The following is a 13,674-nucleotide window of genomic DNA, read 5'->3' on the forward strand; positions in this document are numbered from 1 at the left end:
TTCCCATGTCACTGCTAGAAATCAAGAATCTCAATGTCCGCTTCGGCGACAAGACCGCCGTGCCGGTGGTCGATGGCCTCGACATCTCCGTCGACAAAGGCGAAGTACTGGCGATCGTTGGCGAGTCCGGTTCGGGTAAATCCGTGACCATGATGGCGCTGATGGGCCTGATCGAGCACCCCGGCATCGTCACCGCCGACGCCCTGAACTTCGACGGCAAGGACATGCTCAAGCTGAGCAACCGTCAGCGTCGGCAGATCGTCGGCAAAGACCTGGCGATGGTGTTCCAGGACCCGATGACTGCCCTGAACCCCAGCTACACCGTGGGTTTCCAGATCGAGGAAGTGCTGCGCCTGCACTTGAAAATGTCCGGCAAGCAAGCGCGCAAGCGTGCCATCGAACTGCTGGAAAAGGTGGAAATCCCAGGCGCTGCCAGCCGTATGGATGCCTACCCGCACCAGCTGTCCGGTGGTATGAGCCAGCGTGTGGCGATCGCCATGGCCATCGCCGGCGAGCCGAAACTGCTGATCGCCGATGAACCGACCACCGCACTCGACGTGACCATCCAGGCCCAGATCATGGACCTGCTGCTGGCCTTGCAGAAAGAGCAGAACATGGGCCTGGTGCTGATCACCCACGACCTCGCCGTGGTGGCCGAAACCGCCCAGCGCGTGTGTGTGATGTACGCCGGCCAGGCCGTGGAAGTCGGCCAGGTGCCGCAGTTGTTCGACATCCCGGCGCACCCGTACAGCGAAGCACTGCTCAAGGCGATTCCCGAGCACAGCCTGGGCGCCACGCGCCTGGCCACGCTGCCGGGTATCGTGCCCGGCCGTTATGACCGCCCGCAGGGTTGCCTGCTGTCGCCACGCTGCCCATATGTGCAGGAGTCCTGCCGCGCCCAACGCCCGGGCCTTGACCCGAAAAGCCACAGCCTTGCCCGCTGCTTCTACCCGCTGAATCAGGAGGTGGCGTAATGGCCGTCGTACTTACCGCCCGCGACCTGACCCGTCACTACGAAGTGTCCCGTGGCCTGTTCAAGGGCCACGCCCTGGTGCGTGCGCTCAATGGTGTGTCGTTCGAGCTGGAAGCCGGCAAGACCCTCGCGGTCGTGGGCGAATCCGGTTGCGGCAAATCCACCCTGGCCCGCGCCCTGACCTTGATTGAAGAGCCGTCTTCCGGCTCGCTGAAAATCGCCGGCCAGGAAGTGGCCGGCGCCGACAAGGCCCAGCGCAAGCAATTGCGCAAAGACGTGCAGATGGTATTCCAGAGCCCGTACGCCTCGCTGAACCCGCGCCAGAAAGTCGGTGACCAACTGGGCGAGCCGTTGTTGATCAACACCAACCTGTCCGCCGCCGAGCGCCGGGAAAAGGTGCAGGCGATGATGAAGCAAGTGGGCCTGCGCCCTGAGCATTATCAGCGCTACCCGCACATGTTCTCCGGTGGCCAGCGCCAGCGGATCGCACTGGCCCGGGCGATGATGCTGCAACCGAAAGTGCTGGTGGCGGATGAACCGACCTCGGCGCTGGACGTGTCGATCCAGGCCCAGGTGCTGAACCTGTTCATGGACCTGCAGCAGGAATTCAACACCGCCTACGTGTTCATCTCCCACAACCTCGCGGTGGTGCAACACGTCGCCGACGACGTGATGGTGATGTACCTCGGCCGCCCGGTGGAAGTGGGGCCGAAGGAAGACATCTACGCACGCCCGCTGCACCCGTACACCCAGGCGCTGCTGTCGGCGACCCCGACCATTCATCCGGACCCGAACAAGCCGAAGATCAAGATCGTCGGCGAGCTGCCCAACCCGTTGAACCCGCCGTCTGGCTGCGCCTTCCACAAGCGCTGCCCGTACGCGACCCAGCTGTGCAGCACCGATGAACCGGTGCTGCGACCACTGGACAACCGCCAGGTGGCTTGCCACTACGCGGAGCAATTTGTGGTCTGACGTGCAAAAAAAATGCTCTGGAGGGTGAGTCCAGAGCATTCCAGTGTTCTACAGCCCTTCTTGTCGGATAGCGCATCTGTCCGGCAAGAGGGGCTTTCTTTTGCCCGCGTTACTTACGTATCGCTGTCGCCATCGTTGTAGGTGTCGCTGTCTTCGCCGTCATTGTCCGGGTTCTCGGCATCGTCATCGTCCTTGGAGCCGCCCTGGTTTTCGTCACCGGGCTCGGATTCACTCTTGGCCAGCTGCAAGCCACCCGCCTGCACCGTCTTCGCCGCCACAAACCCCGTGCCATGGCTCTGCACCGCCGTCGTGGCCCACGCGGAAGACATGCCCAACGACAACATCACCAGCACTTTGAGCAACAGCACCACACGTTGAAAGATACTCATGGTCGAATTCCGCCCAGTCAGGAGTTGAATTGCGTACGACAGCTGTCCGCCGTCGCCTTGCTTCAAGCTAGTCCCGAACTGAAGTTTTCGCCAATGAAACAACCCGGATAGCAGCCAAAGAAAAAGGCGAAGCCATCACAGCTTCGCCCTCTCTTATATCCCTAACCCTTAGTGATGCTCACGGGTCGCGCGGAATTTCACATCCGGCCAGCGCTCTTCCATCAGCGCCAGGTTGACCCGGGTCGGGGCCAGGTAGGTCAGATGACCACCGCCGTCGATCGCGAGGTTTTCCACGGCCTTGATCTTGAACTCTTCCAGCTTCTTCTTATCGCTGCAATCAATCCAGCGCGCGGAGTACACGGTGATCGGCTCGTAGGAGCATTCCACCTTGTATTCCTCTTTCAGACGGCTGGCCACCACATCGAACTGCAGCACACCGACGGCGCCAAGGATGATGTCGTTGCTGCGCTCCGGGAAGAACACCTGAGTGGCCCCCTCTTCCGCCAACTGCTGCAAACCCTGGCGCAGTTGCTTGGATTTCAGCGGATCGCGCAGGCGTACGCGACGGAACAGTTCCGGGGCGAAGTGCGGGATACCAGTGAAGCCCAGCGCTTCGCCTTCGGTGAAGGTGTCGCCGATCTGGATGGTGCCGTGGTTGTGCAAGCCGATGATGTCGCCGGCAAACGCTTCTTCCAGTTGCTCACGCTCGGAGGAGAAGAAGGTCAGGGCGTCGCCGATGCGCACGTCCTTGCCGGTACGCACGTGGCGCATCTTCATGCCTTTTTCGTATTTGCCGGAGCAGATGCGCATAAAGGCGATACGGTCGCGGTGTTTCGGGTCCATGTTCGCCTGGATCTTGAACACGAAGCCGGCAAACTTCTCTTCCACCGGCTCCACGGTACGCTCGTTGGCAACACGGGCCAGCGGCTTGGGAGCCCAATTGACCACGGCGTCGAGCACGTGATCGACACCGAAGTTGCCCAGGGCGGTACCGAAGAACACCGGCGTCAGCTGGCCGTCGAGGAATTCCTGCTGGTTGAACTCGTGGCAGGCGCCCTGCACCAGTTCCAGCTGGTCGACAAACCGGTCGTACTCGTCACCCAGGTGGGCGCGGGCTTCGTCGGAGTCGAGCTTCTCGATGATTTTCACATCGGTCCGTTCGTGGCCATGGCCGGCGGTGTACACAATGATGTAGTCGTCGGCCAGGTGGTACACGCCCTTGAAGTCGCGGTAGCAACCAATCGGCCAGGTGATCGGCGCGGCCTTGATTTTCAGGACGGCTTCGATTTCGTCCAGCAGTTCGATCGGGTCGCGGATGTCACGGTCGAGTTTGTTGATAAAGCTGACAATCGGCGTGTCCCGCAGGCGGCAGACGTCCATCAGCGCGATGGTCCGTGGCTCAACGCCTTTACCGCCGTCGAGGACCATCAGTGCCGAGTCCACCGCGGTCAGGGTGCGGTAGGTGTCTTCGGAGAAGTCTTCGTGGCCCGGGGTGTCGAGCAGGTTGATCATGTGGTCGCGATACGGGAACTGCATGACCGACGTGGTAATGGAAATACCACGCTGCTTTTCCATTTCCATCCAGTCGGAGGTGGCATGGCGGTCGGATTTACGGGATTTCACCGTGCCGGCCACCGCGATCGCCTTGCCCATCAGCAACAGCTTTTCGGTGATGGTGGTTTTACCGGCATCGGGGTGGGAAATAATGGCGAAAGTGCGGCGTTTCGCGACTTCGGCGGCCTGGTGGGTCATGGGAAATCGCCTGGCAGGTGAGTCAAAAAAGGGCGGCGAGTATAGCGCAAACCCGGGGTTACAGACCACCGTTCGCCCAATTGGGGGTGGCTAATTGCTGCCAAGTATGGAACCTTTTAAAAGGTAGAGACGTCCACTCCCCTGCTATCGCACTCGTAACAGGGGCTGAAAAATCAGCAAGTTAGCCTGACGAGGCTGCGCTCATGGCTCGACCTCATACCGCGTTGCCGGTATTGGCGAGCTGCTATTCGCGATCACATTCGCCGACAGCCAGGAATGGCATTGCCGCTCGGAAATGTGTTCGCCGACAAAAGAAAAAAGGAGTCCGCCTGTGGCTATTCGCTATGGCAAAGGGCTGATAGGAGGAGCGGTTGTCGTCGCTCTCCTGGCCCTGCTGGTCCACTGGATCGGCATCAACACGATCGAACTGTACCGCGACGATTTGTTGTTTTACCTGCAAGCTCACTTGATCCTAGTCCTGGTTTCGATGCTGGCCGCCCTGATCGTAGGGATTCCCGCCGGTATCCTGCTCAGCCGACCCAACATGGTCGGGCGCGCAGAACGCTTCATGCAGATCTTCAACATCGGCAATACCGTCCCTCCCCTGGCCGTACTGGCCATCGCCCTCGGTGTCCTTGGCATCGGCAGCGGCCCCGCGATCTTCGCGCTGTTCCTCGCCTCGTTGCTGCCCATCGTGCGCAACACCTATGAAGGCCTGAAAAACGTTCAAGGTTCCCTGAAAGAAGCTGCCGTCGGCATCGGCATGACGCCGCGCCAGGTGCTGTTTCGCGTGGAACTGCCCAACGCCGTGCCGATCATCATCGGCGGTGTGCGCGTCGCGCTGGCGATCAACGTCGGTACCGCGCCCCTGGCGTTCCTGATTGGCGCCAACAGCCTGGGCAGCCTGATCTTCCCCGGCATCGCCCTGAACAATCAGCCGCAACTGCTGCTCGGCGCCGCGTGCACCGCGCTGCTGGCCTTGCTGCTCGACGGTCTGGTGACCATGGCCAGCCGCCTTTGGCTGGAACGCGGGTTGCGTCCGTCTTAAGGCTTTGGCCCCGTCTTAGGCCTGAAACAGGAATTCACATGAAAAAACTGACATTGATATTGAGCTGCGTCCTGCTGTTCGCAGGGTTTGCGCAAGCTGCTGAAAAACCGGTCATCCGCATCGGCGCCCGGGTGTTCACTGAACAGACCCTGCTCGCCGAAATCACTTCCCAGTACCTGCGCACCAAGGGTTACGACACCCGTGTGACCGGCGGCCTGGGCAGCAACCTGGCACGCAGTGCCCAGGAAAGCGGGCAACTGGACCTGATCTGGGAATACACCGGCGTGTCGCTGGTGGCCTACAACCATGTCGACGAGAAACTCGACAGCGAACAGTCCTACGCCCGAGTGAAAGAACTCGATGCGAAAAAAGGCCTGGTCTGGCTCTCCCCTTCGAAATTCAGCAACACCTACGCCCTGGCCCTGCCAGAGAACGTGGCCAAGGAATTCCCGCAGATCAACAGCATCAGCGACCTGACCGCGGCACTGGCCGAGAAAACCAAGGAAAACCGCCTAGTGGCCCTGGACACCGAGTTCGCCAACCGTTCCGACGGCATGGCCGGCATGGTCAAGCTGTACGACATGAACCTGACCCGCAAAAACACCCGGCAGATGGACGCCGGTCTGGTCTACACCGCGCTGCGTAATGGCCAGGTGTTTGCCGGTTTGGTCTACACCACCGACGGTCGCCTGAACGCCTTCAAATTGAAGCTGCTGGAAGACGACAAGCATTACTTCCCGGACTACACCGCCGCGCCGGTGGTGCGTCAGGTTTACCTCGATGCCCACCCGCAACTGGCCGCTGATCTCAAGCCGCTGGCCGCGCTGTTCGACGACGAAACCATGCGCCAGCTGAATGCGCGGGTCGACGTCGACCATGAAAGCCCGTCCGCCGTGGCCGCAGATTTCCTGCGCCAGCATCCGATCAACTAAGAGGAGAAGACATGGAATTCCTGAACGCCTTTTCCCATCTTGATTGGGCCCAAGTCCTGCACCTGACCTGGCAGCACATCACCCTGGTCGGCATTGCAGTCATCCTGGCAATCGTCGTAGGCGTGCCCCTGGGCGTGCTGATGACCCGCTTCCCGACCCTCGCCGGCCCACTGCAAGCCAGCGCCACGGTGCTGCTGACCGTGCCGTCGATTGCCTTGTTCGGCCTGCTGCTGCCGTTCTACTCCAAGTTCGGCCAGGGCCTGGGGCCGATGCCGGCGATCACCGCCGTGTTTCTCTATTCCCTGCTGCCCATCATGCGTAACACCTACCTCGCCCTCACTGGCGTCGAGCCGGGCATCCGTGAAGCCGCCAAAGGCATCGGCATGACCTTCGGCCAGCGCCTGCGCATGGTCGAGCTGCCGATTGCCGTGCCGGTGATCCTCGCCGGTGTGCGCACCGCCGTGGTGATGAACATTGGTGTGATGACCATCGCCGCCACCATCGGCGCCGGTGGCCTGGGTGTACTTATTCTGGCTTCCATCAGCCGCAGCGACATGTCGATGCTGATCGTTGGCGCCGTACTGGTCAGTCTCCTGGCCATCTTCGCCGACCTGCTTCTGCAATGGCTGCAACGCACGCTGACTCCAAAAGGACTGCTCAAATGATCGAACTTCAAAACCTGACCAAGACCTTCCAAAGCAACGGCAAGACCATCACCGCCGTTGATTCCGTAAGCCTGACCGTCAACGAAGGCGAAATTTGCGTGTTCCTCGGCCCGTCGGGCTGCGGCAAAAGCACCACGCTGAAAATGATCAACCGCCTGATCAAGCCGACCTCCGGCAAGATCCTGATCAACGGCGAAGACACCACCGACCTGGATGAAGTGACCCTGCGTCGCAACATCGGCTACGTGATCCAGCAGATCGGCCTGTTCCCGAACATGACCATCGAAGAAAACATCGTGGTGGTGCCCAAGCTGCTGGGTTGGGACAAGCAGAAATGCCACGACCGCGCCCGCGAATTGATGAGCATGATCAAGCTGGAACCCAAGCAGTACCTGCATCGCTACCCGCGTGAACTGTCCGGTGGCCAGCAACAGCGGATCGGCGTGATCCGTGCCCTGGCGGCGGATGCACCGTTGCTGCTGATGGATGAGCCGTTCGGCGCGGTCGACCCGATCAACCGCGAGATGATCCAGAACGAATTCTTCGAGATGCAGCGTGCGCTGAACAAGACCGTGATCATGGTCAGCCACGACATCGACGAAGCCATCAAGCTGGGTGACAAGATCGCGATCTTCCGCGCCGGCAAGCTGCTGCAGATCGACCACCCGGACACCCTGCTGGCCCACCCTGCCGACGAATTCGTCAGCAACTTTGTAGGCCAGGACAGCACCCTCAAGCGCCTGTTGCTGGTGAAAGCTGAAGATGCGGCGGACAACGCGCCGTCGGTCAGCCCTGAAACGCCAGTGGCGGACGCCCTGGAGCAGATGGACGAACTGGACCGTCGCTACGTGGTGGTGACCGACGCCGAGAACAAAGCCCTGGGTTATGTGCGCCGTCGCGATCTGCATCGTCAGACCGGTACCTGCGGCCAATACCTGCGCGAGTTCAACGCCACGGCGGCGTACGACGAGCATTTGCGCATCCTGTTGTCGCGCATGTACGAGTTCAACCGCTCGTGGTTGCCGGTGATGGATGCGGAGCGGGTGTTCCTGGGGGAAGTGACCCAGGAGTCGATTGCCGAGTACCTGAGCTCCGGTAAGTCCCGTGGGGGCAAGACCAGTATTGTGTCGCCCGCCGAGACAGCACTGGCCTGATATCCCCTTGTGGCGAGGGAGCTTGCTCCCGTTGGGCTGCGCAGCAGCCCCAAAAAAGCCGGGAGCGCTACGCACTCCAGCGGGAGCAAGCTCCCTCGCCACAAAAGCGCTCCCAGTTCCCCTCGAATAACACTCCTGGGGGAACATCAATCCGTCATACCGGTCGGTTACATAAGTAGCTGCACACGGCCTCACGACGAACGCGTGCAAAAACGCGACATTTTTAGTTGATCTATAGCCCCTCACGTCCTAAAGTTCGCGCCGAACGTCCATGCTGGAAACGATCCATCCGGCTCAAGTACTGACGACGAGACAGCAAGGCCAAGGGAAGCGGTTGATCCCATGGCCTTTTTGCTTTCGGCGACATGCCTTGGGAAGTAGGCGAACCAAAGTGGGGATACGGAGGACGTTCATTTGCACCCATTGATCAATTTAGTTTGCCAGTAGGAGTTCCCAGCATGTCGATCCAGGTCGAAGATTATTTCGCGCGCGCCACTTTTGACAAAATGAAGGCGTTCGCCGATACCCAGGAAACCCCGTTCGTGGTGATCGACACCGCGATGATCAGCCAGGCCTACGATGACCTGCGCGCCGGTTTCGAATTCGCCAAGGTGTATTACGCCGTCAAGGCCAACCCGGCCGTCGAGATCATCGACCTCCTCAAAGACAAGGGTTCGAGCTTCGACATCGCGTCGATCTACGAGCTGGACAAGGTCATGGACCGCGGCGTCAGCCCTGACCGTATCAGCTACGGCAACACCATCAAGAAATCCAAGGACATCCGCTACTTCTACGAGAAAGGCGTGCGCCTGTTCTCCACCGACTCCGAAGCCGACCTGCGCAACATCGCCAAGGCCGCCCCGGGTTCGAAAGTGTATGTACGTATTCTCACCGAAGGCTCGACCACGGCTGACTGGCCGCTGTCGCGCAAATTCGGCTGCCAGACCGACATGGCCATGGACCTGCTGATCCTCGCCCGCGACCTGGGCCTGGTGCCTTACGGCATTTCCTTCCACGTCGGCTCGCAACAGCGTGACATCAGCGTGTGGGACGCGGCGATTGCCAAGGTCAAAGTGATCTTCGAGCGCCTGAAGGAAGAAGACGGCATCCACCTCAAGCTGATCAACATGGGCGGCGGCTTCCCGGCCAACTACATCACCCGTACCAACAGCCTGGAAACCTACGCCGAAGAAATCATCCGCTTCCTCAAGGAAGATTTCGGTGACGACCTGCCGGAAATCATCCTGGAGCCGGGCCGTTCGTTGATCGCCAACGCCGGCATCCTGGTCAGCGAAGTGGTACTGGTTGCGCGCAAATCCCGCACTGCCGTCGAGCGTTGGGTATACACCGACGTGGGCAAATTCTCCGGCCTGATCGAAACCATGGACGAAGCCATCAAGTTCCCGATCTGGACCGAGAAGAAAGGCGAGATGGAAGAAGTGGTCATCGCCGGCCCGACCTGCGACAGCGCCGACATCATGTACGAAAACTACAAGTACGGCCTGCCGCTGAACCTGGCGATTGGCGACCGGATGTACTGGTTGTCCACCGGTGCCTACACCACCAGCTACAGCGCGGTTGAGTTCAATGGCTTCCCGCCACTGAAATCGTTCTACCTGTAAACCCACGCCCTGATCGTTCCCACGCTCTGCGTGGGAACGCATCCGGTGACGCTCTGCGTTACGCCCTTAGAGCGGACGCCGAGCGTCCAGGGCGGCATTTCCACGCAGAGCGTGGGAACGAGCAAGTTCAATGGCATGCGCTTGATAAATCTCGGCCATCGCCCGAATCTGCGGATCATTGGCGGCCGACAACGCCTTGTGCGCCACCCGCAAGAACTTCAAATTCCCGCCCGCCAGGGCCTTGCGCAGCCATTCCAGCGCAGCCTCGATCTGACCTTGATCCGCCAACACCGCCGCATAACTGAACTGCCCGCGAAAATCCCCGCCTTGCGCCGACCGGCGATACCACTCCACTGCCGCCTCCAGATCCCTCGGGCAAAACTGCCCTTCTTCCAGATAACGCCCCAGCAGGTTCATCGACTTGGCATGGCCCGATTGCGCCGCCTGTCGATAACACGCCAGCGCCCGGGTTTGGTCCTCGGCAACCCCACGCCCGGTCGCCAGCAGGTTGGCGTAGTTGTACAACCCCCAATCCAGCCCGGCTTCCGCCGCCAGACGATATTCCCGCGCTGCTGCCACGGGATCCGCCCCACAGCCCCAACCATGCTCCAGGCAACGCCCGAGCATATTGCGCGCCATCAGGTGCCCGCCTTGGGCGGCAATGCGGAACCAGCGCAACGCCAACGCTTCATCGCGTTCGATGCCGCGGCCTTCCAGCAGGATTTGCCCGAGCAGCGCCTGGGCATCCACAACACCCTCTTTCGCCGCGATCAAAATCGCCTGGGCGGCGCGCACCGGGGAATCGTCGAGCATGGCCTGCAATTGTTCAACGTTGAGGACTTCTTCACGGCGCAATAAAAAGCCCACGGTCAGACCTCAACCCAGCGGCGCAGCAGGTTGTGATAGGTGCCGGTAAGCTGGATCAGCGCCGGGTGGTCGGGAACGTCCCGACTCAGTTGCTGGATCGCACCGTCCATCTCGAACAGCAGCGTGCGCTGGCTGTCTTCGCGCACCAGGCTTTGGGTCCAGAAAAACGAGGCGTAGCGCGCGCCACGGGTCACCGCGTTGACCTTGTGCAGGCTGGAGCCGGGGTACAGCACCATGTCGCCCGCCGGCAACTTGACCCGCTGCAGGCCGAAGGTGTCCTGGATTTCCAGCTCGCCGCCGTCGTAGTCGTCGGGGTCGCTGAAAAATACCGTGGAGGAAAGGTCGGTGCGCACCCGCTCGTGGCTGCCCTTGGACTGGCGCACGGCATTGTCGATATGAAAGTCGAAACTGCCACCGGCGGTGTAACAGTTGAGCAACGGAGGGAAGACCTTGTGCGGTAACGCCGCTGATATGAACAGCGGATTTTTCCACAGCCGATCAAGGATCGCCGCGCCGATTTCCTGCGCCAGTGGGTGGCCTTCCGGCAGTTGCAGGTTGTGTTTGGCCTTGGCCGATTGGTGCCCGGCAGTGATTTTGCCGTCGGCCCACTCGGTCTGCGTCAAGGCGTCGCGGATGCGCAGCACTTCCTCACGAGAGAACAGGCCGGGAATGTGCAGCAACATGGAGGCATTACCTGAAAACAGTGAGGCGCCAATGGTAGTGATTCTTATTGACTGTGTACAACCCCACTCCCGCCCAAAGGACGAACGAGATCGTAAAAACCGTAAGCAAAAAGTGTAAAGAATGTAAATTCAGTGCGAATAGTAATGTATCTCAATTGATATAAAGTCTTGTTCTCCCTATATTCCGCGGCCTCACCTCCTTGGGGAAAGGACACTTTCATGCCGCGCATTTCGATAAAAACACCTGCCAGTTCACCGCGTCTGCTGGCCTCGGCCATCGGCGTTGCCATCAGCGCCAGCTCTGCCGCCCAACTGGCGCAAGCCGCTGAAGACACCGAGCAGAAAGGCGAGCGCAGCAGCATTTCCCTGGGAGCCACCAGCATCACCGGCCAGGAACAGGACAGCACGTCCTACCAGGTCGAAAAAGCCTCCTCGCAGAAGTACACCGCGCCGCTGGTAGACACCCCGCGCTCGGTCACCGTCGTGCCGCAGCAAGTCCTCAAGGACACCGCCGCCACCTCGTTGCAGGACGCATTGCGCACCGTGCCGGGGATAACCTTCGGCGCCGGTGAAGGCGGCAACCCACAGGGCGACCGTCCGTTCATTCGCGGCTTTGACGCCCAGGGCGACACGTACCTCGACGGAGTGCGCGACGCCGGCGGCCAGAGCCGCGAGATCTTCGACATCGAGTCCATCGAAGTCAGCAAAGGCCCCAACTCGTCCTTCGGCGGTCGCGGCTCGGCCGGCGGCAGCCTCAACCTGGTGAGCAAGACTCCACAGGCGCGGGATTTCACCAATGGCGGTTTCACCTACGGCTCCGATCAGACCCGCCGCTACGTGCTCGACGTCAACCGTCAGTTCCTCGACAGCGCGGCGTTTCGCCTGAACCTGATGAGCCACGAACAGAACGTCGCCGGGCGTGATGCCGTCAACTACGACCGTTGGGGCGTGGCGCCGTCGCTGACCTTCGGCCTCGGCACTCCGACCCGCGTCAACCTCAGCTACTACCACATGGAAAGCAACGACCTGCCGGATTCGGGGATTCCGTATGGCTACAGCTCGCCGACCGCCACCGCCCACGTGCATGACAAACCCACCGACGGCGGCGACAGCACTAACTTCTACGGCCTGAAGAGCCGCGACTTCCGCAAGACCCGCGCCGACATCAGCACGGTCTCCATCGAACACGACCTGAACGACAACATGACGCTGAAAAACACCCTGCGTCATGGCAACACCGGGCAGGATTACATCCTTACGCAACCGGACGACAGCAAGCGCAATGTCAGCCAGTTCGGTACCGTATGGCGCCGCGCCAACGCACGCGTGTCCACCACCGAAACCACCACCAACCAGACGGATCTGTTCGGCAGCTTCCAGGCCCTGGGCTTCAAACACTCTTACTCCACGGGCCTGGAGTTCACCGGTGAAGAAACCCGCGTCAGCGGCTACAACTTCGGCAGCTCAAACAACGCGCAAGTCTGTAATCCCGGCACCACGCCCAGCTGTACGTCGTTGAGCAATCCAAACCCGAATGATCCTTGGAACAGCAGCATCGCGCGCAACTACAACGGCACCAACACCAAAGCCACCAGCCGCGCCGCCTATGTGTTCGACACCATCGAACTGGACCCGAACTGGCTGCTGAACGTCGGCCTGCGCTACGACACCTTCGACACCGTGGCCAACACCAACGCGGTGCCGACCGCTACCGTCCCGGCCCGCAGCAAGATCAAGAACGACAGCCAATTCTTCAACTGGCAGGCCGGCCTGGTCTGGAAGCCGGTAGAAAACGGCAGCATCTACGCGTCCTACGCCACTTCGGCATCGCCAGCCGGCGGCCCGGTGGGTGAAGGCGCCGACGGCAACCCGCTGTCTGCCGGTGCCGCGACCAGCGACCTGAAACCCGAAGAAACCGTCAACTACGAGCTGGGCACCAAGTGGGACATGTTCCACGATCGCCTGTCCCTGACCGCCGCGGTGTTCCGCACCGAGAAGAAAAACACACGCATCCTGGTGGACGCGCTGACCTATGAAAACGGCGGCGAATCCCGCGTCGACGGTCTGGAGTTGTCCGCCAGCGGCAAGCTGACCGATCAATGGCAAGTGTTCGCCGGCTACAGCTACCTGAAAAGCGAGCTGGTGGACCCTGGCTTGAACGGCCGTAACGGCGTCGTCAGCGCCGGCTCCAACAAAGGCAACCAGATGCCCAACACGCCGAAGAACACCTTCAGCCTGTGGACAACCTATGACGTGACACCGAAGCTCACCCTCGGCGGCGGCGCGTTCTATGTCGACGAAGTCTACGGCGACGCGGGCAACACCGTTTACGTGCCGTCCTACACCCGCTACGACGCCATGGCCAGCTACAAGCTGACCAAGAACGTTGACCTGCAGTTGAACGTGCAAAACCTCACCGACAAGACCTACTACGACAAGGCGTTCGCGGCGCACTTCGCCAACCAGGCAGCGGGTCGTACGGCGATGCTGACCACCAGTTTCCATTTCTAAATCGATACAAATCACCGAAAAAACCCCACGCATCGGATGCGTGGGGTTTTTGCGTGTAAAAAAGAATGTTTCTCGACAACTCGCGGCATAATGCGCGCCGTGAAAC

At 60.7% G+C, this 13,674-nt stretch carries 12 protein-coding genes; 8 read left to right on the forward strand and 4 right to left on the reverse strand.

From position 1 onward, the window contains the following. Positions 1-5: 5 nt before the first annotated feature. Positions 6-974, forward strand: a complete 969-nt coding sequence (locus tag D109_RS0115920; protein WP_003215989.1) for an ABC transporter ATP-binding protein — start codon at positions 6-8, stop codon at positions 972-974. Then, entirely contained in the window at positions 974-1,945 is a 972-nt protein-coding gene (locus tag D109_RS0115925) for a peptide ABC transporter ATP-binding protein (RefSeq protein WP_003215987.1), read from the forward strand. The genes D109_RS0115920 and D109_RS0115925 overlap by 1 nt, the downstream gene beginning before the upstream one ends. A gap of 113 nt (positions 1,946-2,058) precedes the next feature. On the opposite strand, the gene D109_RS0115930 is transcribed toward D109_RS0115925, so the two are convergent. Continuing rightward, positions 2,059-2,334 carry a hypothetical protein gene (locus D109_RS0115930; protein WP_010175063.1) on the reverse strand — a complete coding sequence of 92 codons (276 nt, stop codon included), beginning with the start codon at positions 2,332-2,334 and terminating at the stop codon, positions 2,059-2,061. A 168-nt stretch (positions 2,335-2,502) separates the two neighbouring features. Continuing rightward, positions 2,503-4,086: a peptide chain release factor 3 gene (locus D109_RS0115935; RefSeq protein ID WP_017477767.1), complete on the reverse strand. Its 1,584-nt coding sequence runs from the start codon at positions 4,084-4,086 to the stop codon at positions 2,503-2,505. A gap of 295 nt (positions 4,087-4,381) precedes the next feature. On the opposite strand from D109_RS0115935, the gene D109_RS0115940 reads away from it, so the two are divergent. From D109_RS0115940 to D109_RS0115960, 5 genes are all read left to right on the forward strand, one after another. After that, positions 4,382-5,134, forward strand: a complete 753-nt coding sequence (locus D109_RS0115940; RefSeq protein ID WP_233092015.1) for an ABC transporter permease — start codon at positions 4,382-4,384, stop codon at positions 5,132-5,134. A 38-nt stretch (positions 5,135-5,172) separates the two neighbouring features. Beyond that, complete coding sequence (locus D109_RS0115945; RefSeq protein ID WP_003215975.1) at positions 5,173-6,066, forward strand: glycine betaine ABC transporter substrate-binding protein; 894 nt, start codon at positions 5,173-5,175, stop codon at positions 6,064-6,066. A gap of 11 nt (positions 6,067-6,077) precedes the next feature. Beyond that, on the forward strand, positions 6,078-6,731 hold the full coding sequence (locus tag D109_RS0115950; protein WP_003215973.1) for an ABC transporter permease: 654 nt from the start codon (positions 6,078-6,080) through the stop codon (positions 6,729-6,731). After that, positions 6,728-7,885 (forward strand): betaine/proline/choline family ABC transporter ATP-binding protein, encoded by a 1,158-nt coding sequence (locus D109_RS0115955; RefSeq protein WP_008437274.1) that lies wholly within the window; start codon positions 6,728-6,730, stop codon positions 7,883-7,885. The genes D109_RS0115950 and D109_RS0115955 overlap by 4 nt, the downstream gene beginning before the upstream one ends. Positions 7,886-8,343: 458 nt before the next feature. After that, positions 8,344-9,507, forward strand: coding sequence for a type III PLP-dependent enzyme (locus tag D109_RS0115960; protein ID WP_003215969.1), 1,164 nt, complete (start codon positions 8,344-8,346; stop codon positions 9,505-9,507). A 66-nt stretch (positions 9,508-9,573) separates the two neighbouring features. Here D109_RS0115960 and D109_RS0115965 read toward each other — a convergent pair whose 3' ends face one another. Together D109_RS0115965 and D109_RS0115970 are read right to left on the reverse strand one after the other, a co-directional pair. Further along, positions 9,574-10,374, reverse strand: a complete 801-nt coding sequence (locus D109_RS0115965) for a tetratricopeptide repeat protein (RefSeq protein ID WP_017477768.1) — start codon at positions 10,372-10,374, stop codon at positions 9,574-9,576. A gap of 2 nt (positions 10,375-10,376) precedes the next feature. Continuing rightward, entirely contained in the window at positions 10,377-11,057 is a 681-nt protein-coding gene (locus tag D109_RS0115970) for a Fe2+-dependent dioxygenase (protein ID WP_017477769.1), read from the reverse strand. Positions 11,058-11,276: 219 nt separating this feature from the next. On the opposite strand from D109_RS0115970, the gene D109_RS0115975 reads away from it, so the two are divergent. Next, entirely contained in the window at positions 11,277-13,568 is a 2,292-nt protein-coding gene (locus tag D109_RS0115975; protein ID WP_017477770.1) for a TonB-dependent siderophore receptor, read from the forward strand. The last annotated feature ends 106 nt before the right edge of the window (positions 13,569-13,674 follow it).

The organism is Pseudomonas sp. PAMC 26793 (assembly GCF_000313235.1).
In the GTDB taxonomy this organism is placed as follows: domain Bacteria; phylum Pseudomonadota; class Gammaproteobacteria; order Pseudomonadales; family Pseudomonadaceae; genus Aquipseudomonas; species Aquipseudomonas yamanorum.